Here is a 23,440-nt window from a genome sequence, read left to right as displayed (position 1 = left end):
ACAGTGCACAAATTTGGCATTAGTAGTTGCGGATATATGATTATGTTGGGGTTCGCCCCTCACCCTGCGCGGCTTAGCCGCCAACCTACGCTTGCCCTGTTTAAAAACAGAGTGATACTATAGTGACACTCTCACTTATTGGGTGCGACCATGAAAACCGAGCTTGTTACCACTCTAAAACGTGAAGCCACCAAAATTTTGGCTGAGCTGCATGACACTAAAGAACCTGTGCTTATCACCGAGCATGGTTTGCCTTCAGCTTACTTAGTTGATGTTGAAGACTATGAATTTATGATTGACCGCATGAAGCTATTAGAAGGAATAGCACGCGGTGAAAAGGATATTTTAGAAGGGCGCGTATTAACACACACACAAGCTAAGGAAAAGCTGAAGAAATGGCTGAAATAATATGGACTAATGCCGCAGCTCACGACTTCAATGAAATCGCTGAATACATCGCCCTGAGCAATCCCATTGCAGCCGCAGAACTGGTAGCGGATATTCTTGCCAAAGTTGAACGCCTTGAACAATTCCCCACATCGGGAAAAATTCCCTTAGCGATTCCTGAGCTGAATTATCGAGAGCTGACAGCATCCCCCTGCCGGGTACTTTACCGCACAGACAAAAAAACCGTTCATATTATGCATGTGTGTCGTGAAGAACGTAGCTTGCGTAAATTTCTAATAGAGCGGGGAACACTGTAGGCTACAGGTGAGGAATGCCCCGCAATATTCGCAATTGAAAACGGCACAAATTTTTATTTATACAAAAAATAACAGCGCAAGAATTTAAGTAATGGTATCTACGGAAAAATAGTCATACTGGGGTTCGTTCCTCACCGCCAACCTACTTACAAATCAATCCTTTGGCATGGAATTTAATTAATTATGCCCGCCAGTATCGAAACTCAAATTAATGCCATTTATCGCAGCGAGTCGCGGCGGGTGCGGGCGACGTTGATTCGGTTGCTGAAGGATTTTGATTTGGCGGAGGAGGCGACGCAGGATGCATTTGCGGCGGCGTTGCAGCAGTGGCCGGTGGATGGCGTGCCGAACAATCCGCGCGCGTGGTTGGTATCGACCGGGCGCTTTAAGGCGATTGATCATGTGCGGCGACGAGCGCGGTTTCAAACGGCGCTGGTGGATATTGCGGAGGAACTGGAAGCGGCGATTAGCGATAGCGAGGATTGGGACGAGCATTTATTGGAGGACGATCAGCTGCGGCTGATATTTACCTGCTGCCACCCCAGCCTCGCGCCGGAAGCGCAACTGGCGCTCACCTTGCGCGAAGTGTGCGGGCTGACAACAGAAGCTATAGCACGCGCATTTCTCACCACCCCCAGCACCTTGGCGCAGCGCATAGTGCGCGCTAAAAATAAAATTCGCGACGCCAAAATCCCCTATGAAATTCCCACCCGCAGTGAATTACCCACGCGGCTGGATGCGGTGCTGCAGGTTATTTATCTGGTATTTAACGAAGGTTATTCCGCCTCCTCGGGCAGTGAATTAATTCGCCAGGAATTAGCGCAGGAGGCCATTCGCCTTGGGCGTTTGGTGGTGGAGTTGCTGCCTGAAGCGGAGGCCTTGGGGTTGTTAGCCTTGATGTTAATTCAGGATTCGCGCCGCCATGCACGGCTGGATACCCAAGGTGATTTAATCCGCCTGGAGGATCAGGATCGTGCGCTGTGGAACCGCGAGCAAATTGCCGAGGGCTCGGCGTTAATCCAGCGCGCCCTGCCAACCGGTCAGGCGCACAGCTATTGTATTCAAGCGGCGATTGCCGCACTGCACGCCGAGGCGCCCAGTTTTGCCGCCACCGACTGGCAGGAAATTGCGGGTTTCTACGATTTATTACTGCAAATTAACCCTAGCCCGATTGTGGAGTTAAACCGTGCAGTGGCGATTGCGATGCGCGATGGGCCGGCAGCGGGATTGGCTTTAATTGATACGCTGCTGGCGCGTGGCCAACTAAAAGATTATCACCTCACCCACGCCGCGCGCGCCGAACTATTGCAGCAACTGGGCGAGCATACGGCAGCCATCGCCGCTTTTGAAACGGCGCTCTCGCTCACCCAACAGACCGCCGAGCAACGTTTTTTGCAGCGCCGCTTGGCGCTGGTGAAATAATTTTTTCGGCGGCTGTCGAAATACCGCCAATCCAATCGACTATTAATCAACTACCCAGTAGTTAAATCCCAATCACCCTGAAAGGAGAAAGATGATGACTCACTATGTTGATGGTTTTTTACTGCCCATTGCCCCCGAAAAAATTGCTGAATATCAAAAAATGGCGAGCCTCGCCGGTTCGGTGTGGAAGGAGCACGGCGCCCTGGCCTATTGGGAATGCGTGGGCGATGACTTGAACATTCCCGATATGGTGTCGTTTAAACAGTCCGCCGGTTGTAAAGATAACGAGACTGTTGTGCTCGCGTGGATTGTGTACCCCTCACGCGAGGCGCGCGACAAAATTAACGCCGCCGTGATGGCCGACCCGCGTCTGAAAGAGATGTGCAATAACGATTCGCTGTTTGATTTTAAACGTATGGCCTACGGCGGTTTTAGCGAGCTGGTGCGCTACCAATAATTCACTTTTTGCCTTCACAAGGAATTCATTTATGCCAACGCAAGTATTTATTAATTTACCGGTGAAAGACCTGGAAAAATCCAAAGCGTTTTTTGCCCATTTGGGTTATTCGTTTAATGCACAATTTACCAACGAGCAAGCCGCCTGCATGGTAATCAGCGACACCATTTACGCCATGTTATTAACCGAGCCGTTTTTTCAGGGCTTCACTAAAAAAACCATCGCCGATAGCCACGCCACTAAGGAAGTGATTATTTGCCTTTCGTGCGACAGCCGCGCGGCGGTGGATGAAATGGTTAAAAAAGCCTGGGAAGCGGGTGGTACTGCACCTATGCCTGCACAGGATCACGGCTTTATGTACTACCACAGCTTTGAAGATTTGGACGGGCACCACTGGGAAGTGATGTTTATGGAACCGGACAGCATTCAACAGTAAACAAGGGTATTAACAAAGCAGTACCAACCAGAGGAGCAACCACCGCGATGAAATATTTATGCCTGGTGTATTACGACGAAAATATTATTAACAACATGAGCGCGGCGGAATGGCAAGCGCTCAACCGCGAGTGCGAAGCCTGCGGTGCCGGTTTGCACGCGAGTGGAAAAATGCTGGGCGGCAACGCCTTGCACCCCACCACCACCGCCACCAGCTTGCGTATTCGCGATGGTAAAACCCTGATTACCGATGGCCCCTTTGCGGAAACCAAAGAGCAGTTGGCGGGATTTTATTTGCTGGATGCACGCGATTTAAATGAAGCTATTCAACTCGCGAGCAAAATTCCACCGGCGCGCATCGGCACCATTGAAGTTCGCCCGATTCGGGAATTAGACCCGGAAAAAGATGAACGTTTTGTGCAGCATTTTGCGTAACCGCGCAGCGCGTGGGTCATCACACACAACGGTCACAAAAGTGTAAAAAACTCTTCGCGAAAAGCCGCTATGCTCAATTCATTAAGGATTGTTATAGCGGTACTTTAAGAATGAGTTGGCAATGAATATGCACAGCCCCAGCGACGCCGCCGCGCCGCCCAGCGAGCCACACCCCGGCCTGCGCAGTGTAGAATTGCGCTGCGACTTCAAACAAAAAATTCCCGAACTCTTACAATTGGAGCGCCTGATCCGCGAGCACAGCACGCTGCTGCATGCTCGCTGCGAACAAACGGTGCAGTACAACAATATCGATTTCCCGCTTTATTCCATCACACTCGGTTCACGCGCAGCCAAGGCGCCGACCGTATTATTTACCGCCGGTATTCACGGCATTGAACGCATTGGCAGCCAGGTATTAATTGCCTGGCTGCAGTCACTGTTAGAGCGTTTGCAATGGGATAGCGGTCTGCAGCACCAGTTGCAGCAAGTGCAGTTGGTGCTTATGCCGATTCTCAACCCGGTAGGCATGTATTTAAATCAGCGCGCCAATGGCAATGGGGTGGATTTAAATCGTAATGCGCCGATTGATGCCGAAGGGCGCGTGCCACTGCTGGGTGGTGGCCATCGACTCGGGCCATTTTTGCCCTGGTATCGCGGGCGCAAGCGCGGGCAAATGGAAGTCGAAAATAGCGCGCTGGAAAAATTATTGCGACGCCAAATTTTAAATCGCCCGTTTGCGACAGTGGTGGATTTGCATTCGGGTTTGGGCATGCAGGATCGGCTCTGGTTTCCCCACGCCTATCGCAAACAGCCAATTGGCAATATCGCCGATTATGTTGCGCTAAAAACCTTATGGGAACGCAGCTATCCAAACCACACGTATTTATTTGAGCCACAATCGATTCATTATTTATCCCACGGCGACTTGTGGGATTATTTTTATTATTTGTCGCTCGCGCAACAACAACCCTATTTTTTACCGCTAACCTTGGAGATGGGTTCCTGGCTGTGGGTGAAAAAAAGTCCGCGCCAATTATTCAACATGGCGGGATTGTTTAACCCGCAAACCCAGCATCGCCACACACGGGTATTGCGCCGTCATTTATTGCTGTTGGATTTTATGTTGAGCGCGGCATTGAATCATTCGCGCTGGCTGCCCGATGCTGAACGTGCGCGCCACCTGACGCAACGCGCCCATGAGTTATGGTTTAGTTAAGGAAAATAAACATGCATTTTGTTTTATTGCGCGGGCTGGCGCGGGAAGCTGGCCATTGGTTGGAGTTCCCCGCCCAGCTGCGCCAACAACTTTGCCAAGCGCTCGGCACAGAGTGCGAGGTTCACTGTATCGATTTCCCCGGCTGCGGCGAATACCACCAGGAAACTGCCCTGACTTCCGTGAGTGCCATGACCGATCACGCGCGCACTGAGCTGCACGTGCACCTTGGCCAGCCCCTGAGCGAATCAATTGGCGCGCCGGTGTATTTGTTAGGTATTTCCATGGGCGGCATGGTGGCGCTGGACTGGGTGCAGCGATTTCCGCAGGAAATTCAGGGCTTGGTACTGATTAACTCCAGCACCGGCAATCAACCCTTTTGGTGGCGCCTGCGCCCCGGCGCCTGGTTCACCATGCTGCTGGCACTGCTATTACCGGAGCGCCAGCGCGAAGCCTTGGTGCTGCGCAAAGTCAGCAATCAACTGGCGGATTACCAACAGCGCTTGCAGCAGTGGTTGGCGATTCAGCAGCAGCGCCCGGTCAGCCGCGATACCATCATCACCATGCTGCAGGCAGCGGCGAGTTTTATCCCGCAAATCAGTCATTTCCCACAGGGTTTGATACTCGCTAGCAAACAGGATCGTTTGGTATCCATCCGCGCCAGCGAGGCTCTGGCACAGCGCTTCCACTGGCCGCTGTGCATTCACCCCACTGCCGGTCACGACTTACCGATGGATGACAGCCATTGGGTAGTGCAGCAGATCACCCAGTGGCTGCAGAAGGCGCCATAGCAAGAGCCATAGAACGGGCGGATTATGCCCTTTTTATTGCCTTAACCAGGCAATCATCACGATTGTTTATAAGCGGTAAAAGACCATTTTTTACCCGACTGTAAACGATTACATATTTACAAATATTGACCCCGCTTAACCCTGACAGGTTCTACACTAATTGCGATCTGCCTTACTCTGGGGCGGTATGATTTCAGGCACGCATGGCATTGAGTAAAGCGCTGGAGAGAAGGTTCAATATAGAACCCCATAATAAGCCGCCGCGGCATCTGAACCCTGGTTTACATAACCGTTTACACAGCTGTTCACACAATAACTATGAGGCTCTCCATGAACCTTTCTGCTCTGCCTTATGGCAGCGATGGCATAGCGCGTCGCACTGCCCTAAAACAATTAGCGTTGGCCTGTGGTTTGGCGCTCTCCGCCAGTTCACTCTCGGCCTTGGCCGCCAGCTTTAGTGCCCCTACCGATTTCAGCCGCCGCAAAAAGACCCTGCTCAGCAGCGATCAATTACAACTGCTGCGCGAGTTGGGCGACATTATTATTCCCACCACCGACACCCCGGGCGCAATTGCCGCCGGTGTGCATGATTTTATGAATCACTACGCCGCCTATTGCGCGAGCAGCGCCGAGCAGCAACAGCTGCTGGCCACGCTGGCGCGCATAGAAGCGGGCGCACGCAGTGAATTTAACACGGCATTTTTAACCCTCACCAAGGCGCAGCAATTGCAGTTGCTCAATGCCATGGAACAAGCGCAAAACGGCTTTAGCCAAGCCGACCGCAAAGGTTTGAAGCAGCTCAAGGCGCTGGTGGTGTTTGGCTACTACACCTCCGAGCCGGGTGCCTCCCAGGAGCTGGCCTACCTCGCCATTCCGGGTGGCTATAAGGGCAACTTCAAACTCAAAGAGATAGGCCGGGCTTGGGCACTGAATTTTTAAGCCTGCCGCCAACTCCTATGCCGCTTTGCTCCCCACTCGTTTTGCTATCTATTCGCACTGATGGCAACGCCTTTTAAATTGGTGAAATAACATCATGGAAAAAAATATTTACATCATCAAAACCCAGGAAGTGTTTGATGCAATTGTGGTCGGCTCCGGTATTGCCGGTGGCTGGGCCGCGAAAGAACTGACTGAAAAAGGATTAAAAACCCTGATGGTTGAACGCGGCCGTCCAGTGGAACACCGCAAGGATTACATCGGCGAAGGCCTGAAAGCCTGGCAGATGCCGTTTCGCGGCGCGGTCGAAAAAGCCCTGGTCGATGAACAGCATTATGTGCAGAAAAAATGTTACGCCTTTAACGATGCCACCAAACACTTTTTTGGCAACGACAAAGACTTCCCCTACAGCACCCCCAAAGACAAACCCTTCGACTGGATTCGCGGCAATCAATTAGGCGGCAAGTCCCTGCTCTGGCATCGCCAGTCCTACCGCTGGAGCGATCACGATTTTAACTCCAACGCGCGCGATGGCGAGGGCGTGGATTGGCCGATTCGCTACAAGGATATTGAGCAGTGGTACGACAAAGTTGAGCTGCACGCGGGCATTAGTGGCTCCACAGAAAATCTGGAGATCCTGCCCGACAGCCAATTCCTGCCGCCATTTGAAATGAACGCGGTGGAAAAAGAAATGAAAGCGCGCATCGAAAAAAAATGGAGCACGCGTAAATTAATTATTGGCCGCACTGCGCATTTGTCGGTACCGGCACCACACCATTTGGCGCAGGGTCGCTTGCAGTGCCAGGCGCGCAATGAGTGCCAGAAAGGTTGTTCCTTTGGCGCCTATTTCTCCACCCAAAGTTCAACCCTGCCCTCGGCGCTGGCGACCAACAACCTCTCCATCGCCACCAACAGCATTGTGCACAGTGTGATTTACGACCCCAAAACCAATCGCGCTACCGGCGTGCGGGTGATTGATGCCGAGACATTGGAAACCCGCGAGTATTTCGCCAAGGTGATTTTCCTGTGCGCCTCAACGCTGGGCACCACGCAAATCATGCTCAACTCGGTCAGCGAGAGCTTCCCTACCGGCATCGCCAACTCCTCCGGCGCGCTCGGCCATTACTTGATGGATCACCTTTACGGCGCCGGTGCCATGGGGCGGGTGGAAGGTTTTGAGGAGGATTACTACTCCGGCCGTCGCCCGATTGGATTAGTCATGCCGCGCTTCCGCGACTACAACGAGAAAAACCCCAACTTCAAACGCGGTTACTTTTACATGGCCGGTGCCCAGCGCGCCAATTGGGAGCACATTGGCACGAGCGACGGTTTTGGCGCCGACTTTAAAGCAGCCATCCGCCAGCCCGGCCCCTGGTATTTCAACCTGAGCGGCTCGGGCGAAATGTTGCCGCGCTATGAAAACCAGGTTTCGCTGCACCCCACGTTGAAAGACAAATGGGGCATGCCGCAATTGCATATCGACTGCAGCTTTTCCGACAACGACTGGAAAATGATGGAAGACATCGCCGATACCGCCGCCAACATGTTGGAAGCCATTGGCTTGAAAGATGTCAAAAAAGATATTCGCGCAAAACGCGATTGGAATCCCGGCTTGTCCATTCACGAGATGGGCACCGCACGCATGGGTAAAGATCCGAAAACATCAGTGCTTAACGGCTGGAATCAGGCGCACGATGTGCCCAACCTGTTTGTCACCGATGGCGCTTGTATGACTTCATCCGCGTCGCAAAACCCCTCGCTGACCTATATGGCACTCACCGCCCGTGCGGCGGATTACGCAGTGCAACAACTTAAACTCGGAAAGATTTAAATCCACAAAAAGGTAACTACTATGACTCTGTCCAACACAATAAAAGCACTCACCATGGCCGCTATCACCAGTGTGAGCCTATCGGCCATGGCGGCCGATGTGGCCCCGACCTCACCACAACTGAGCGTGCAACTCTGGTCGGTAAAAGACGACGTCGCCAAAGACTTTGAAGGCACCTTGAAAAAACTCAAAGCCATGGGTTTTCAAGGTGTAGAGTTCGCAGGCAATTTTGGCGCCTACGCCAATGATCCCAAAGGTCTGAAAGCCTTTTTGGATAAAACCGGCCTCAAAGCCTCTGCCGCGCACGTACCCTTTGAGAAGTTGAATGCAGAAAACTTTGATGCAACTGTCGCGTTTTACAAAGCGATCGACTGTAAATACCTGATTATCCCAATGGATATGCGCGCCTTCACTACCGATGGTGCCAAAGAAGTTGCCGCTGACCTAGCAGCAATTCAAACCAAACTCACACCCCACGGTATGCATACCGGCTACCACAATCACGAAGGTGAAATGCTGGGCAAAATGGGTGAGACCCCCTGGGATGTGATCGGCACCAACACCACCAAAGAAGTCGTGTTGCAGCAGGATGTGGGCTGGACTGAAGTGGCCGGTAAAGACCCTATCGCTTTTATCAAAGCTTACCCCGGTCGCACCATTACTACCCACTACAAAGCCTCGGCGCCCAAACCCGGCAATACCGAGCACCCGATCATCGGCCAGGACACCACTGACTGGAAAGCGCTGATCGAAGCCAACAAAACCTACGGCGGCACCCTGTGGCTGGTCGTTGAGCAGGAATCCTACCCTGAAGGTATGACCCCGATGCAAAGCGTTGAGGCATCACTCAAAGGCCTGCAAAAAGTCATCAGCGATATGAAATAAGCGATTTCGCTTTGGTTTAAGTGGTTTAAAACCAAAAAGGCCGATCTGTTGATCGGCCTTTTTGCTTATTCAGGGTTCTACCCCCGGAGTTAGTCGCGCGATTCGGTTTGATCGCCCGGATAATCCTTGCGCAGCTCCACAGGTTTATCGGTGGATTTACGCATTTTGATATTGATCATCTCCACGCCCAGCGAGAAGGCCATGGCGAAGTAGATATAGCCCTTAGGTACATGCACATCAAAACCTTCCACCAACAGGGTAAAGCCCACAATCACCAAAAAGGACAGGGCAAGAATTTTAATAGTCGGGTGTGCATCCACAAACTCACCAATGGATTTAGCCGCAAATAACATAACGCCCACCGCGATAATGATTGCCGTGGCCATGATCGGTACCTGATCCACCAGGCCCACCGCGGTAATCACCGAATCGAGTGAGAAAACGATATCGAGAATCGCAATTTGCACCAGAACAATCAGCAAACCATGGGCAGCGATATTGCGCTCGGTTTCCACTGCACCCTCCAAACTGCTGTGAATTTCATGGGTCGCCTTGGCAATCAGGAACAAGCCACCGCCAATCAAAATAATGTCGCGCCCGGAAATCTCCTGGCCTAAAACACTGAACAGCGGGTCAACCAAGCCCATCACCCACGCAAGGGAGAAAAGCAGCGCCAAACGAGTGATCATCGCCAAGCCCAAACCCACATTGCGCGCAAACTTGCGCTGATGCTCGGGCAGGCGGCCCACCAGAATGGAGATGAAAATAATATTGTCGATCCCCAGAACAATTTCCAACGCCGTTAATGTTGCCAATGCAACCCAGGCTTCGGGACTTGCCAACCATTCAAACATGCTATTTCTCTCTGATTAATTCGCGTGTATTCATTTACTGTCCCGGCACTTACACCGCAGCAAACACCCCGCTCAGCGGGCGGGCCATTCTACCTAGCTATAAAAAAACCGCATTCATTGAATGCGGTTTTTTTACTAAAACTTAACAATTCAACTGTTTGGCTTTAGCTGCGAGTGGTCAGGCGGCTGAGCAATGCCATCAAACCTTTCTTTTCAGTGCGCATTAAATAGTGATCGCGAATGCCTGCGATATCCACGTCATAGCTTCCCGGCTCAAGATCGCGGGCGATTTCAATCTTTTCAATCTCATGGCGATTCTTTTTGCCGGAATCAATAAGCTCCTGTTTGCGTTTATCGTCCTCCGACAAATCCAGTAACAGATATTCATTGAGCGGCTGCTTGAGTGTATCCAATACCACAATAACCTTGGGTTTTAGCCGGCGCTCAAAGTTTTGCTCCACGACAACGGCCACTTCACCGGTACTCAACTCGACTAAAGTACCGGTCGGGTAGAGACCAATGGCTCGGATAAATTCGACTACCAACTCTTCCTGGAACTGGATGTTGCGCAACTCGTACAACTTGGCGACGGCCTTGGAGGGCGCTATAGGGTCGCGCGAGCCGCGCGGGTTAGTGACATGATCGTAATAAGTCACTATGCCGGCAATTTTGCCCATGAGGGGGATCTTGTCGCCCGACAAGCCATGCGGGAAGCCGCTGCCGTTCAAGCGTTCGCAATGGGTCTTAACCACGGCGATCACACGTGGCTCAACCCCTTGGGTTTTACGCAAAATTTCACAGCCAATTTCCACGAAGCTCTCATAGAGCGCTTCTTCTTCGGTCGAGCGATTGAGGCTGGTAATCAGGCTGGCATCGAGCATTACCTTGCCCACATCTTTCAGCAACACCCCCATTGCCAGTACATCCAGATCGCGTTTGGGCAGGCCGATATGACGGCCAAATAAAATCGCCCACACCGAGGAGCGCACCGCATGGCTGTAAGTGTATTCGTCTTTTTCCTGCACCCGCGACAACCAAGTAAAGGCGTCAGGGTTGCGCACTACACTATCGACCATTTCGCTCGCGACACGCTTGGTCTCGCCGAGCGACAAATCATCAAACTGGTTTTTTTCAAGCTGCTCCATCACCTCCACCACTGCACCGTAAACTTTTTGGTGCAACTGACGCGCTTGCTTTACTTCGCGTTGCAGCGGCGTCACCTCGCGGTATAAGCCGCGCTGGATTTTCAGCGGCGCCAAAGTCTCGGTGAAACTGTTAACCCGCTCGCGAGTCGTGGTTTTTTTGGTGGGTGCTGCAATAGTTTTCAGGTTGGCAGAGATGGGGCCGCGGCCCTTCTCCACATCGATGTAGACATAATTGCAGAGGGCTTTAAGTTGATTGATCTCTCCCAGATCGCGCAGGTAAAAACCCTGCAAAGGAAAGGGTGTCTGCGACCAGGGGCGATCCAGACCGGATATATACATACCGATGGTTAATTCGTTGACATCAACTTTAACCTGTTTAATTGCCACGCCTTGCTCTCCATATCACCCAATGGTGTTATCAGCCTTATTAAATCGGGGATACCGGCCAACTACGACAGAGCTGCCAGTGATCTCAGGATTCCGGGGGGAGTAAATCTTCCTAAAAAACCAGATGTTGCGTCGAGTGTAATGAAGATAATCACGCCGCACCAGCACCCATAGCCCAATGGCGGCTAAAAGATGCTGACAGGCGACAAATGACTACAAAATTATGCGTGATAGCTAGCAGATAAATCGTGAACTGCGTTGATAAACGCGCCAGCGTGCGCCGGATCTACTTCCGGGGTAATGCCGTGCCCCAGGTTGAATACGTGACCCGAGCCACTGCCGTAAGCCGCGAGAATAGTGCCAACCTCAGCGCGAATCTGCTCCGGTGAGGCGTACAAAATTGTCGGGTCCATATTGCCCTGCAGCGCGACTTTACTGCCAACGCGCGCGCGCGCGGTGGCTATATCGGTGGTCCAATCCAAGCCCAACGCGGTAGCACCGGTCGCCGCCATAGCTTCCAGCCACTGGCCACCACCTTTGGTGAAGAGGATGACCGGTACCTGCCGGCCTTCGTGCTCACGGATCAAACCATTGACGATTTTGTGCATGTATTTGAGGGAAAACTCCTGATAGGCAGCATGTGACAGCGCGCCGCCCCAAGTATCAAAAACCTGCACCGCCTGCGCCCCCGCCAAAATTTGGGCATTGAGGTAAACAATCACCGAGTCGGCCAATACATTCAACAACTGGTGCATCACCTGCGGCTGGTTGTAGAGCATTTCTTTGGCGCGACGGAAATCGCGGCTTGAGCCACCTTCGATCATATAAGTCGCCAGCGTCCAGGGGCTGCCGGAGAAACCGATAAGCGGCACGCGTCCATTCAACTCGCGACGAATAGTTTTCACCGCATTGACCACATAGGGTAGATCCTGCTCCGGGTTGATCACCTTGAGCGCGTTGACATCGGCTTCGGTGCGCACGGCTTTCTTGAATTTGGGGCCTTCGCCAGTTTCAAAATACAGGCCTAAACCCATAGCGTCAGGGATGGTGAGGATATCGGAGAAGAGAATGGCGGCATCCAGACCGGGGTAGCGATCCAGCGGCTGCAAGGTGACTTCGCAGGCCGCCTCGGGATTGGTGCACAGCCCCATAAAATCGCCCGCTTTGGCGCGGCTGGCGCGGTACTCAGGCAGATAGCGCCCGGCCTGGCGCATCATCCATACCGGCGTCACATCGACAGGCTGCTTGAGTAAGGCGCGTAGGAAGCGGTCGTTTTTGAGTTCGGTCATGCTCTTATCCTCAGGCCCAATGCCTTGCGTGTGTTGGATAAAACAAACCCCGCAAAGGCGGGGTTGTAGGGGCGCTGCTTGCTGCGCCCGAATATATGCGGTCAAACAGGGGCGCGGCAAGCAGCGCCCCTACGGAAATTAGACGTTTAAGTAATCCAGAATCCCATCCGCTGCTTCACGGCCTTCCCAAATTGCCGTTACCACCAAATCAGATCCGCGCACCATATCGCCGCCGGCAAAAACTTTAGGGTTGCTGGTTTGGAACTTGAACTGCTGCTGTTCAGGCGCTACCACGCCACCCCAGCTGTTCACTTTCACGCCATTGGTTTCAAACCAAGGCTGCGGGCTTGGGCGGAAACCAAAAGCGATCAAGACTACGTCGGCAGGCAAAATTTCTTCTGAACCTGGCACCACTACCGGGCTGCGACGGCCTTTTTCGTCCGGCTCACCCATTTGGGTAGTCACCACTTTTACGCCTTCCACTTTGCCGTTACCCACTACCGCCACTGGCTGACGGTTGTAGAGGAACTGCACGCCTTCTTCTTTGGCATTGGCCACTTCGCGTTTAGAGCCGGGCATGTTTTCTTCGTCGCGACGATAAGCACAGGTCACACTGCTAGCGCCTTGACGAATCGAGGTGCGGTTACAGTCCATGGCGGTATCGCCACCACCCAGCACCACTACTTTTTTACCGGCGACGCTGATGAAGTCTTCCGGGCTTTTTTCAAAACCGAGGTTGCGATTCACATTGGCAACGAGGAAGGGCAGCGCGTCATAAACACCGGGTAAGTCTTCACCTGGGAAACCACCTTTCATATAGGTGTAAGTGCCCATGCCCATGAATACCGCGTCATAATCGCGCAGTAATTCTTCCATGGTGATGTCTTTACCCACTTCGGTATTCAAGCGGAACTCAATACCCATTTCGGTAAAGATTTCGCGGCGACGGCTCATCACTGATTTTTCCAGCTTGAACTCGGGAATACCAAAGGTTAGCAGGCCACCGATTTCAGGGTACTTATCAAATACCACTGGTTTAACACCGTTGCGCACCAGTACGTCAGCACAGCCAATACCCGCTGGGCCAGCGCCAATTACGGCTACTTTTTTGTTAGTCCAAACCACTTTGGACATGTCCGGTTTCCAGCCCATGGCAAAGGCGGTATCGGTAATGTACTTTTCGGCGTTACCGATAGTCACCGCACCAAAACCGTCATTCAGGGTACAGGCGCCTTCACACAGGCGATCCTGCGGGCATACCCGGCCACAAACTTCCGGCAGTGAGTTGGTTTGATGGCTGAGTTCAGCCGCTTCAAAAATATTGCCTTCGGAAATCAGCTTCAACCAGTTAGGGATGAAGTTGTGCACCGGGCACTTCCACTCGCAGTAGGGGTTACCACACTCCAGGCAGCGATGGGCCTGACCTTCCACTTCTTCTTTGGCGAAGGGTTGGTAGATCTCCACAAAGTTACGTCTGCGGGTTTCTATGTCTTTCTTGGTGGGGTCCTGACGACCCACATCGAGAAACTGAAAGTCATTGCTTAAACGTGCTGACATGATTTTGACCTCACTCGTCACCAAGAGTTATTCGCCGCGCTTGCGGAAACTGACCAACAAACTGCCCAAAGACGCCGCTTTGGGTTTAACCAGCCAGAACTTGCCGATGTAGTCATCGAAGTTGTCCAGCAGGTGTTGGCCCCATGCACTTTCAGTCTCTTGTACAAATTCTTCGATTACAGTGCGCAGGTGGTGGCGATGCGCCTCCACTGCCTCGGTATTGATACGGTGAATATCCACCAGCTCGTGGTTATAGCGATCCACAAAGTCGTTGGCCTCATCCAGCACGTAGGCAAAACCGCCGGTCATACCCGCACCGAAATTCACACCGGTTTGACCCAGTACCGTCACCACCCCGCCCGTCATGTATTCACAGCAGTGATCGCCCGCACCTTCCACTACCACATGGGCACCGGAGTTACGCACGCCGCAGCGCTCGCCCGCCGTACCGGCTGCGAACAACTTACCGCCAGTCGCGCCATACAGACAGGTGTTACCCAAAATACTGGTTTTGTTCGATTTGAAACCGGAGTTGCGCGGTGGGCGAATCACTAACTTGCCACCCGCCATACCTTTACCGACGTAGTCGTTGGCATCACCTTCGAGGTACATGTCCAGACCACCGGCGTTCCACACCCCAAAACTCTGGCCGGCAATACCGGTCAGTTTCAGTTTCAGCGGTTTGTCGGACATGCCGTCATTGCCATAGCGTTTGGCAATTTCACCGCTGATACGCGCACCGATGGAACGGTCGCAGTTGGTGATATGGAACTCAAACTCGCCGCCGGCTTTGGCTTCAATGGCAGGCAGCAATACTTTGACCATCGCTTCAGCGGTTTCGCCTTTGTCGAATGGCTCATTTTTGCTGACGGCACACAATTGGGGTTTGGTCGCCAGATAATCATCGGTATAAATGATCGGGCTTAAATCCAATTGCTGCTGTTTGGTGGTTTCACCCTCCAACACCTTGAGCAGATCCACACGGCCAACCAATTCGCCGAGGGTGCGCACGCCCATACGCGCCATCCACTCGCGGGTTTCTTCTGCTACGAACTTGAAAAAGTTCATCGCCATTTCGACTGTGCCAATGTAATGGTCTTTACGCAGTTTGTCCTGCTGGGTAGCAACACCGGTGGCGCAGTTGTTCAGGTGGCAAATACGCAGGTATTTACAGCCGAGCGCGACCATCGGGCCAGTACCAAAACCAAAGCTTTCGGCACCGAGCATCGCCGCTTTCACCACGTCCAGACCGGTCTTTAAACCACCGTCAGTCTGCACGCGCACTTTATCGCGCAGGTCATTGGCGCGCAGGGTTTGATGGGTTTCAGACAGACCCAATTCCCACGGCGAACCGGCGTATTTAATCGAGGTCAAGGGGCTTGCCGCGGTGCCGCCGTCGTAGCCGGAAATAGTGATCAAATCGGCATAGGCCTTGGCCACACCGGCAGCGATAGTGCCTACACCCGGGCGCGATACCAGCTTCACCGATACCAGCGCATCCGGGTTAACTTGTTTCAAGTCATAAATCAGCTGCGCCAGATCTTCAATCGAATAAATATCGTGGTGCGGCGGTGGCGAAATCAGGGTAACACCGGGCACCGAGTGACGCAGACGCGCAATCAACGCATTTACTTTACCGCCAGGCAACTGGCCGCCTTCACCGGGTTTTGCACCCTGGGCGACTTTAATTTGCAGCACTTCAGCATTCACCAAATAAGCCGGTGTCACACCAAAACGGCCCGAGGCCACTTGTTTGATTTTGGAGGTCTTTATAGTGCCGTAACGCGCTGGGTCTTCACCGCCTTCACCGGAGTTGGAGCGTCCACCCAAACGGTTCATGGCTTCAGCCAAGGCTTCGTGCGCCTCGGGTGACAGGGCACCGAGCGACATACCCGCCGAGTCAAAACGCTTGATAATGCTTTCCACCGGCTCCACTTGCGACAGTGGGATCGGGGTGCACAGGTCTTCGCGAATCGCCAACAGGTCGCGCAGCATGGACACCGGGCGCTTGTTTACCAGGTCAGCGTAGTTGCGCCAGAGCGCATAGTTACCGCTCTGCACCGCCTTTTGCAGGCTCTGCACTACATCGGGGTTGTAGGCGTGATATTCGGAGCCGTGTACATACTTGAGCAGGCCGCCCTGCACGATTGGCTTGCGCTCGATCCAGGCGGTTTGTGCCAGAATCTTTTGATCTTCTTCCAAGTCTTCAAAACGCGCACCGGCCACGCGGGACGGAGTGCTTTCAAAGCACATGTTAATCACTTCTTCGGCCAGACCAATGGCTTCAAACAACTGCGCACTGCGGTAGGAAGTGATGGTGGAAATACCCATCTTCGACAGGATTTTGAGCAGACCTTTGTCGATACCCTTGCGGTAGTTTTTGTAAGCTGTGTCTACATCAGTCAACAGCTCACCGGTCTCGATCAGATCGTTCAACACGTGATAGCTGAGGTAAGGGTAGACCGCTGTGGCACCGTAGGCGATCAGCGCCGCAATTTGATGCGGGTCGCGTGCGCTGCCGGTCTCTACAATCAGGTTGGAGTCGCAGCGCAGGCCAACATTAGTCAAATGCTGGTTGACCGCACCCACCGCCAGCAGGGCGGGAATGGGCAATTGGCCTTTTTCAAAGCCGTAATCGCTCAGCACCATCAATACTTTGCCTGACTTAACCGCCGCCGCAACATCGTCGCACAGCTTGATCAGCGCCGCTTTCAGGTTAGTCTCTTCCGCTTTGTAGTAGAGCGAAAATCTGGCTACCGCGTAGCCGGGGCGATTCAGCGCCATCAGACCGCGGAATTTTTCCGGCGATAATACCGGCGAAGTGAGAATCACGCGGTCAGCGTGCTCCGGCAGCTCGTCGTACACCGGCAATTCGCGTCCGAGGCAAGTTTCCAGCGACATCACAATCGCTTCGCGCAGCGGGTCGATGGGCGGGTTAGTCACCTGCGCAAACTGCTGACGGAAGTAGTCGTAGAGTGAACGCTGTTGACGTGATAGTACGGCCATCGGGGTATCGTCACCCATGGAGCCTACGGCTTCTTGACCACCTTCAGCCAAGGGGCGTAATAATTGGTCACGCTCTTCAAAGCTCACTTGGAACATTTTCATGTTGGCTTTGAGAGCAATACCTTCGATACCGTTTTCTTTCGCGTCAGTATTGAGGGTTGACTCGATGCGCAGCGCACGCTCTTTCAGCCACTTTTTATAGGGCTGGGTGGATTTCAACTGGTTGTCGATATCCTGAGTGTTGTGCAGGGTGCCAGTCGCAGTATCGATCGACATGATTTGGCCTGGGCCGAGGCGGCCTTTGGCGACCACATCGGCTGGATCATAGGCGTATACCCCTACTTCCGAGGCCACGGTGATCATATCGTCTTTAGTGATTACCCAGCGCGAAGGACGCAAGCCGTTGCGGTCGAGGGTACAAACGGCGTAGCGGCCATCGGTAATTACCAAACCAGCGGGGCCATCCCACGGCTCGATATGCATAGAGTTGTATTCGTAGAACGCGCGCAGATCCGGGTCCATGTTCTCCACGTTCTGCCAGGCCGGCGGCACCAGCATACGAATAGCGCGGTGCAGCTCCATACCACCCAAGGTCAGGATTTCCAGCATGTTATCCAGGCTGGATGAGTCAGAACCGGTGCGATTCACCAGCGGCGTCACTGTGTGCAAATCCGGCAGCAGTGGCGTCACAAATTTAGGGGTGCGCGCTACCGCCCAGTTGCGGTTGCCCACAATGGTGTTGATCTCGCCGTTGTGCGCCAACATGCGGAAAGGCTGCGCCAGTGGCCACTGCGGCATAGTGTTAGTGGAGAAGCGCTGGTGGAATACACAGATCGCGGTCTCCAAACGCTCATCGGCCAAGTCAGAGAAAAAGCGCGGCAAATCAACCGGCATCATCAAGCCTTTGTAGGACAGGATACCGGTGCTCAAACTGGCCACGTAGAAGGCCTTGTCGTCTTTCAAACGGATTTCCGCTTTGCGACGGGCCATAAACAACTTGGAGTTGACCTCTTGCAGGCTCAGATCCGGGTTGTTCACAAACAGGTGATTAAAGGTTGGCAGCGACTTCATGGCAATAGGGCCGAGGCAGCTGGGGTCAACCGGCACTTCGCGCCAGCCGGCCACAATCAAGCCCTGGGCAGTCAATTCTTCGGTGACAACCGCGCGCGCCTTGTCGGCAATGGCAGGGTCGCGGCTGAGCATAATCGCGCCCACACCATAAATAGAGGTCAGCTCAGCACCACAAGCTTCTTTTGCCACAGCGCGCAAGAAACTGTCCGGCTTTTGGATCAGCAGGCCACAACCGTCGCCGGTTTTACCGTCCGCATTGATACCACCGCGGTGGGTCATGCAGGTCAGGGCTTCGATTGCCGTAGTAAGCAGACGATGGCTGGTCTTGCCCTTTAAATGGGCAATCAAACCAAAACCGCAGTTATCTTTGAACTCGTCTATCTGGTAGAGGCCAGTGGTCATAGGCTGATTCTCAACAAAAATCACTATCAAGGGATACGAAGATTAAGGGCGCAAAGCTCATGCGAAAGCTGCGCCAAATTGCATCCCAGACAAAAAAGCCCCTGAGGTGTAGGGGCTAGGCAAATGGGCGCAGGATATTACCCGCTTAGAGGGGTATTAGCAAGACAGCCGGGGGCAAGTTGGCTGTTGATATAAGCGGCAGACTGGCGCAAAAAACCGCAGGAACTGCACGCAACAAAAATATCAGGACTGGTGCCAGCGCTCTGCGGTTAGCACCTGTTTGGCGCCAAATGCCTGCTGGTCAGCGGCGTTTGCACTCTCTTTGCATTCGCCGCGCACCCATAGGTGATAGCGCGAGATACTGCGATCCAACTCAAAGAAGCCTTCGCGGCAATAACCCACTTTTTCAACAACATAGGCGGTATTTTCCAGCAGTCGCTCGTGCGTATTGCGACCGACAGTTATGCCGCCCTCGTAAAAGTCGCGGCGACTATCGTTGCCATCGCGACTAACGCGAATATGGTTAGGGATCTGATCCTCTGGCCAGCGCAGGCGATAGGTAAACATCTTGCTCTGATTCGGCAAAACCTCCACCTCAAGGGTTTCGTTCATTTCACTTTTTACATAGCTGCGGCCTGCCGAGCTACAGCCCACCATCAGACCCAGCACCAGGATCAGCAACGCCCGGAATTTATTCATCAACCCACTCCAACCTTTGCACCACCAACGCAGCGCCACTGACTTTTGATCACAACCACAAGAGCCTAAAGAAATACGCCCGGGGGCCGATAGTTTTGTGATAGCCATACACCTTGCATCACTATACCCGCTTAACACTGGAGCCGGCCATGGGTTCAATTAGATCACTCAACCCGCTACCGCAGCTCGCCAAGAGCCTGCTGTTGACCAGTATTCTGGGGCTGAGTTCAGCGCTGTGCGCCAATCCACTGGTACCCGATGACATTGCCTACCGACCGGAAGGCAAGGTAGCACTCAGCCAAAACACAGCTGATGCAGTTGTGGTCGGCACTGCCCAACTGCCCGCAAGCACTACACCACCACCGAGTGAAGCGGGTGCGGATACCCCCGCACAAACTCACTACCTGCCACAAAACCAATGCGCAGATCGCAGCCGCGATCACAACACGTTGCACAAGTCACTGGTAATTACCCGCTTTACCCGACGCAACCCGCAAAGCGCCAACGCTGGTAATTTATATGCGGCAGAGGCCGGCATTCCCGAGATGATTCGCGCCCAACTCACACGCACTCATCAGCTGCTGCCACCGGCGATGATCGCCCAGGGCTTTGCCCTGCCCAACCTCAGCGAAACACAATTAAAACAGCAGGCGCAAAAAATAGCCCGTCAAACCCGCGCCCAGTTTGTCCTCAGTGGCACTATCGATGACATGGCGATGACGGATGCCAGTAGCACCTACAATCCCGGCCTCTACCGTCAATTAGCCAATGGATTTCACAACCTGACCGGCATTGAAAAATTCGACAAACGCACCCGCCTATTTACTCTGGAACTTGAACTGCGCGACGGTTTTACGGGCGAACCTCTACTGAATCGCCGCTATAGCGCTAGCGGTGTGTGGAATACCCGCAAAGCGATAGGTTTTGACTCGCCCGCGTTTTTGAAAACACCCTATGGCAGAAACGTGGCAAAACTGAGCGGCGCCATCAGTGATGACATAGCCCAAACGGTTGATTGCCAACCCTACATCGCCAGTATTGATGCCCACCCGGGGCAGACCCAGGTCATCCTTCAAGGGGGCGCCAATAACGGCCTGCAGGCGGGCGCAAAAATGCAGCTTTACCAGGTGATTGTGGTGGGGTCTAACAGCGAATATCAGGTGAGCGAAACCCGCCTGGTCAGACGCCCGACGCAGCTGCACTTGAGCGAAGTTTATCCCTCGCACAGCACCGCGGTGGTTGAGGATGGCAGCTATTTGAGTGGTCACTATTTAGCGGTGATTGACTAACTACTGATCCACCACCGGCACACCAAAACGCCCGGCGAGATAGTCATCGTGGGTGGGCAGGGTTTTCACCATATTGAGGATCGCCGAACGCGCCAGTTTCAAATTCTCGTTGATCTGCGCCAGCTCGATATTATCTACCCTCGGGCTGTATTTGGCTGGCCGAATCCCCATGCCCTCAAACACCGATTGCCAGCTGGCACTGCGAAACAGTTCGTCGCGCTCCTCGCGCACAATGCCGTGGCCTTTGAATAATTCGATACGTTCGCGCAGCGAATCGGGCAGTGGCATGGTTTGACACCAGCGCCAAAAATCGCTGTCGCTGCGCTCACTGGTGCAGTAGTGCAACACAATAAAATCGCGCACCTCCTGATAATCCGCCGCCATCCGCCGGTTGTATTCGCGCCGCAGACTGGGCTCGCATTCCAGGTCGGGGAAAAACCGCAAAAAATAATCCATACCGCGGGCGATCAAGTGAATCGCTGTGGACTCCAGCGGCTCCACAAAACCACCCGCCAAGCCCAGCGCCAAACAGTTGTTTTTCCAAAACTCCAGGCGACGCCCGGCCTTGAAGCTAATCAGGCGCGGGTCATTGATACGCGGCGCATCAAGATTGCCGAGCAGGGTGCTTTTGGCCTCGGTGTCGCTGCAAAAACGACTGGAATAGACATAACCGTGACCGGTGGCATTGCGCAGCGGAATCCGCCAGGACCAGCCCGCCTTGCGTGCGGTAGCGGTGGTGTAAGGCATGCGCGATCCCGCGGCGCCGGTTTTGACCACTATGGCGCGATCGCAGGGCAAGTATTGCGCCCAATCCTCAAACCCCGCCGCCATGGCCCCGTCAATCAACAGCGCCCGGAAACCCGAGCAATCGATAAAAAAGTCGCCTTCGATTTTGCGCCCGTCTGCCAATACCAGCGCCGAAATAAAACCATTGTCGCGCCGCTCCACCGCCACATAATTGCCCTCGCTGCGCACCACGCCACGGGCCTCGGCGTAGCGCCGCAAATAGGCGGCAACCAGTTTTGCATCCAGATGAATCGCATAACCGGCACCACCGATCGGAGTGTTCATGGCTTGCGCGGGCAAAAAAAACCGCCCTTGAGCCGCCATCACCGAACAGGGGGAAAAATCCTGCAGCGGATAATCGCCCCCCGCCATAGTCGCCTTGAGCCAGCACTGGTAGAAATCCTGCGTGCCGATGCGCTGCCCCAGTGCGCCATAAGGATGAAAATAGGACTGGTTTTTACTGCGCCAATCCACAAACTTGATGCCGAGCTTGTAACAAGCCTGGGTCTCGCGGATGAAATCCTCCTCGTCGATGCCGAGACTGGTAATCAGCCGCACTACCGGTGGAATAGTGGATTCACCCACACCGACCGAACCTATGTCTTCGGACTCGATCAATTCGATTTCGCACAAATCGCGGCGCACCTGGGCGGCTAGCATCGACGCCGCAATCCAGCCCGATACTCCGCCACCGAGGATGACTATTTTTTTTATGGAATTCATTACTGCTCCGCCAACTCGGGCTCGGTGGTAAAACGCCAATAGGCGCCACTGCAAACTTGAATGGATTTACGCAACACATCAATTGCCTTGTGGCGTGGAAAACTCGCGCGCCATGCCAGCGCCAGGGTGCGTGTGGCGCCGGGCATGACCAATGGCCGCGCCACCAAACGATTGGCGGCGCACAGCCCCATGGGCGCCGCCGAGCGCGGGACGATCGCCAGCCCCAAACCTGCCGCCACCATGTAGCGCAACGTTTCGAGGCTATTGAGCTCCATCGGCGATGCACTGTCGCACCAGGCTGGAAATAGCGTCATCACCTGTTCCCGCAAACAATGCCCCTGGGCCAACAATAACAAGGGCTGCCCGGCAATCGCCGCAGAGTCAATCATCGTCAGCGCAGCAAGCGGGTGGGACTGGGGCATGATCAGCACCAGCGGCTCCTCATACAACTCCTGCACTACCACATCCGCCTCCGCAAACGGTAGGGAAACCACAATTGCATCCAAACTTCCCGCGCGCAGCTTTTGCCGCAATAGCGGTGTGCACGCCTCCTCCACCCGCAACGGCATGGCCGCCGCATGCAAGGCGAGATGAGGGATTAATTGGGGAAGCAGGTAGGGTCCAAGGGTGGCAATAACCCCCAGCGCCAAAGGGCTACCCAATTGATCCCGCCCGGCGTCGGCCAATTGGTGAATATCGGCCACGCCCTGCAGCAGCACCTTTGCCTGCGCCACAATCTTGTCCCCCAAAGGGGTTGGATGGACTCCCGTCTTGGTGCGCTCGAACAACGCGCCCCCCAACTCCGCCTCCAGATTCCTGACTGCGACACTGAGATTTGGTTGGCTGACATTGCAGCGCTGCGCTGCGCGACCAAAATGCCGCGTGTCAGCCAATTCAACAATATAGCGAAGTTCGATAAGAGTCATAAATATTCAGTGGTCGGACAAATAAGTACTTTTAGTTTGCACTGTTGCATCAAGTGACGCAAAAACAATCCGCGGATTCTCATAGAGAAAACTTATGGGGTTCGCATTGTGAGAGATTATGTAGATCCGGTACAAAGCAAAAGTTGCCTCACTTCATCGCTGCAGAGCAACCAAAGCAAAAAATGATTACCAATAAA

General features: G+C 53.7%; 20 protein-coding genes. 12 read left to right on the top strand and 8 right to left on the bottom strand.

All coding sequences use genetic code 11. From position 1 onward, the window contains the following. Positions 1–150 precede the first annotated feature (150 nt). From NNX04_RS17660 to NNX04_RS17610, 11 genes are all read left to right on the top strand, one after another. Positions 151–408, top strand: a complete 258-nt coding sequence (locus tag NNX04_RS17660) for a type II toxin-antitoxin system Phd/YefM family antitoxin (protein ID WP_007645078.1) — start codon at positions 151–153, stop codon at positions 406–408. Then, a complete protein-coding gene (locus tag NNX04_RS17655; protein WP_261946649.1) occupies positions 396–704 on the top strand; it encodes a type II toxin-antitoxin system RelE/ParE family toxin in 309 nt (102 codons plus the stop codon). Before NNX04_RS17660 ends, NNX04_RS17655 begins: the two co-directional genes overlap by 13 nt. A gap of 183 nt (positions 705–887) precedes the next feature. Beyond that, positions 888–2,126 carry an RNA polymerase sigma factor gene (locus NNX04_RS17650; RefSeq protein WP_261946648.1) on the top strand — a complete coding sequence of 413 codons (1,239 nt, stop codon included), beginning with the start codon at positions 888–890 and terminating at the stop codon, positions 2,124–2,126. A gap of 91 nt (positions 2,127–2,217) precedes the next feature. Next, positions 2,218–2,583, top strand: coding sequence for a DUF1428 domain-containing protein (locus NNX04_RS17645; RefSeq protein WP_225318568.1), 366 nt, complete (start codon positions 2,218–2,220; stop codon positions 2,581–2,583). Positions 2,584–2,614: 31 nt separating this feature from the next. Continuing rightward, positions 2,615–3,019 (top strand): VOC family protein, encoded by a 405-nt coding sequence (locus NNX04_RS17640; protein ID WP_261946647.1) that lies wholly within the window; start codon positions 2,615–2,617, stop codon positions 3,017–3,019. 47 nt (positions 3,020–3,066) lie between these two features. After that, on the top strand, positions 3,067–3,453 hold the full coding sequence (locus NNX04_RS17635; RefSeq protein ID WP_007645088.1) for a YciI family protein: 387 nt from the start codon (positions 3,067–3,069) through the stop codon (positions 3,451–3,453). Positions 3,454–3,574: 121 nt separating this feature from the next. After that, the gene (locus tag NNX04_RS17630; protein ID WP_007645090.1) at positions 3,575–4,669 is read left to right on the top strand and encodes a DUF2817 domain-containing protein; all 1,095 of its coding nucleotides are present in this window, start codon (positions 3,575–3,577) and stop codon (positions 4,667–4,669) included. An 11-nt stretch (positions 4,670–4,680) separates the two neighbouring features. Then, complete coding sequence (locus NNX04_RS17625; RefSeq protein WP_261946646.1) at positions 4,681–5,457, top strand: alpha/beta fold hydrolase; 777 nt, start codon at positions 4,681–4,683, stop codon at positions 5,455–5,457. Positions 5,458–5,787: 330 nt separating this feature from the next. After that, the gene (locus NNX04_RS17620; protein ID WP_261946645.1) at positions 5,788–6,396 is read left to right on the top strand and encodes a gluconate 2-dehydrogenase subunit 3 family protein; all 609 of its coding nucleotides are present in this window, start codon (positions 5,788–5,790) and stop codon (positions 6,394–6,396) included. A gap of 94 nt (positions 6,397–6,490) precedes the next feature. Further along, positions 6,491–8,224, top strand: coding sequence for a GMC oxidoreductase (locus tag NNX04_RS17615; RefSeq protein ID WP_007645093.1), 1,734 nt, complete (start codon positions 6,491–6,493; stop codon positions 8,222–8,224). A gap of 21 nt (positions 8,225–8,245) precedes the next feature. Then, positions 8,246–9,109 carry a sugar phosphate isomerase/epimerase family protein gene (locus NNX04_RS17610; RefSeq protein ID WP_151056082.1) on the top strand — a complete coding sequence of 288 codons (864 nt, stop codon included), beginning with the start codon at positions 8,246–8,248 and terminating at the stop codon, positions 9,107–9,109. An 89-nt stretch (positions 9,110–9,198) separates the two neighbouring features. On the opposite strand, the gene NNX04_RS17605 is transcribed toward NNX04_RS17610, so the two are convergent. From NNX04_RS17605 to NNX04_RS17580, 6 genes are all read right to left on the bottom strand, one after another. After that, entirely contained in the window at positions 9,199–9,963 is a 765-nt protein-coding gene (locus NNX04_RS17605; RefSeq protein WP_007645097.1) for a TerC family protein, read from the bottom strand. A 164-nt stretch (positions 9,964–10,127) separates the two neighbouring features. Next, the gene (locus NNX04_RS17600) at positions 10,128–11,495 is read right to left on the bottom strand and encodes an HD-GYP domain-containing protein (protein WP_261946644.1); all 1,368 of its coding nucleotides are present in this window, start codon (positions 11,493–11,495) and stop codon (positions 10,128–10,130) included. Between the two features lie 221 nt (positions 11,496–11,716). Continuing rightward, positions 11,717–12,784, bottom strand: a complete 1,068-nt coding sequence (gene hemE / locus NNX04_RS17595; protein WP_261946643.1) for a uroporphyrinogen decarboxylase — start codon at positions 12,782–12,784, stop codon at positions 11,717–11,719. Between the two features lie 138 nt (positions 12,785–12,922). Then, complete coding sequence (locus NNX04_RS17590) at positions 12,923–14,341, bottom strand: FAD-dependent oxidoreductase (protein WP_007645102.1); 1,419 nt, start codon at positions 14,339–14,341, stop codon at positions 12,923–12,925. A 27-nt stretch (positions 14,342–14,368) separates the two neighbouring features. After that, positions 14,369–18,820, bottom strand: a complete 4,452-nt coding sequence (gene gltB, locus NNX04_RS17585; protein ID WP_261946642.1) for a glutamate synthase large subunit — start codon at positions 18,818–18,820, stop codon at positions 14,369–14,371. A gap of 243 nt (positions 18,821–19,063) precedes the next feature. Next, the gene (locus tag NNX04_RS17580) at positions 19,064–19,519 is read right to left on the bottom strand and encodes a hypothetical protein (protein ID WP_261946641.1); all 456 of its coding nucleotides are present in this window, start codon (positions 19,517–19,519) and stop codon (positions 19,064–19,066) included. Between the two features lie 149 nt (positions 19,520–19,668). Between NNX04_RS17580 and NNX04_RS17575 the strand changes: the two genes are divergently transcribed. Then, positions 19,669–20,808 (top strand): flagella assembly protein FlgT middle domain-containing protein, encoded by a 1,140-nt coding sequence (locus NNX04_RS17575; RefSeq protein WP_261946640.1) that lies wholly within the window; start codon positions 19,669–19,671, stop codon positions 20,806–20,808. On the opposite strand, the gene NNX04_RS17570 is transcribed toward NNX04_RS17575, so the two are convergent. Next, the gene (locus tag NNX04_RS17570; protein ID WP_261946639.1) at positions 20,809–22,317 is read right to left on the bottom strand and encodes a tryptophan halogenase family protein; all 1,509 of its coding nucleotides are present in this window, start codon (positions 22,315–22,317) and stop codon (positions 20,809–20,811) included. Beyond that, entirely contained in the window at positions 22,317–23,243 is a 927-nt protein-coding gene (locus NNX04_RS17565; protein WP_261946638.1) for a hydrogen peroxide-inducible genes activator, read from the bottom strand. The genes NNX04_RS17570 and NNX04_RS17565 overlap by 1 nt, the downstream gene beginning before the upstream one ends. Between the last annotated feature and the right edge of the window lie 197 nt (positions 23,244–23,440).

The organism is Cellvibrio sp. QJXJ (assembly GCF_024452345.1).
In the GTDB taxonomy this organism is placed as follows: domain Bacteria; phylum Pseudomonadota; class Gammaproteobacteria; order Pseudomonadales; family Cellvibrionaceae; genus Cellvibrio.
This window is presented reverse-complemented; position numbering and strand designations above follow the sequence as displayed.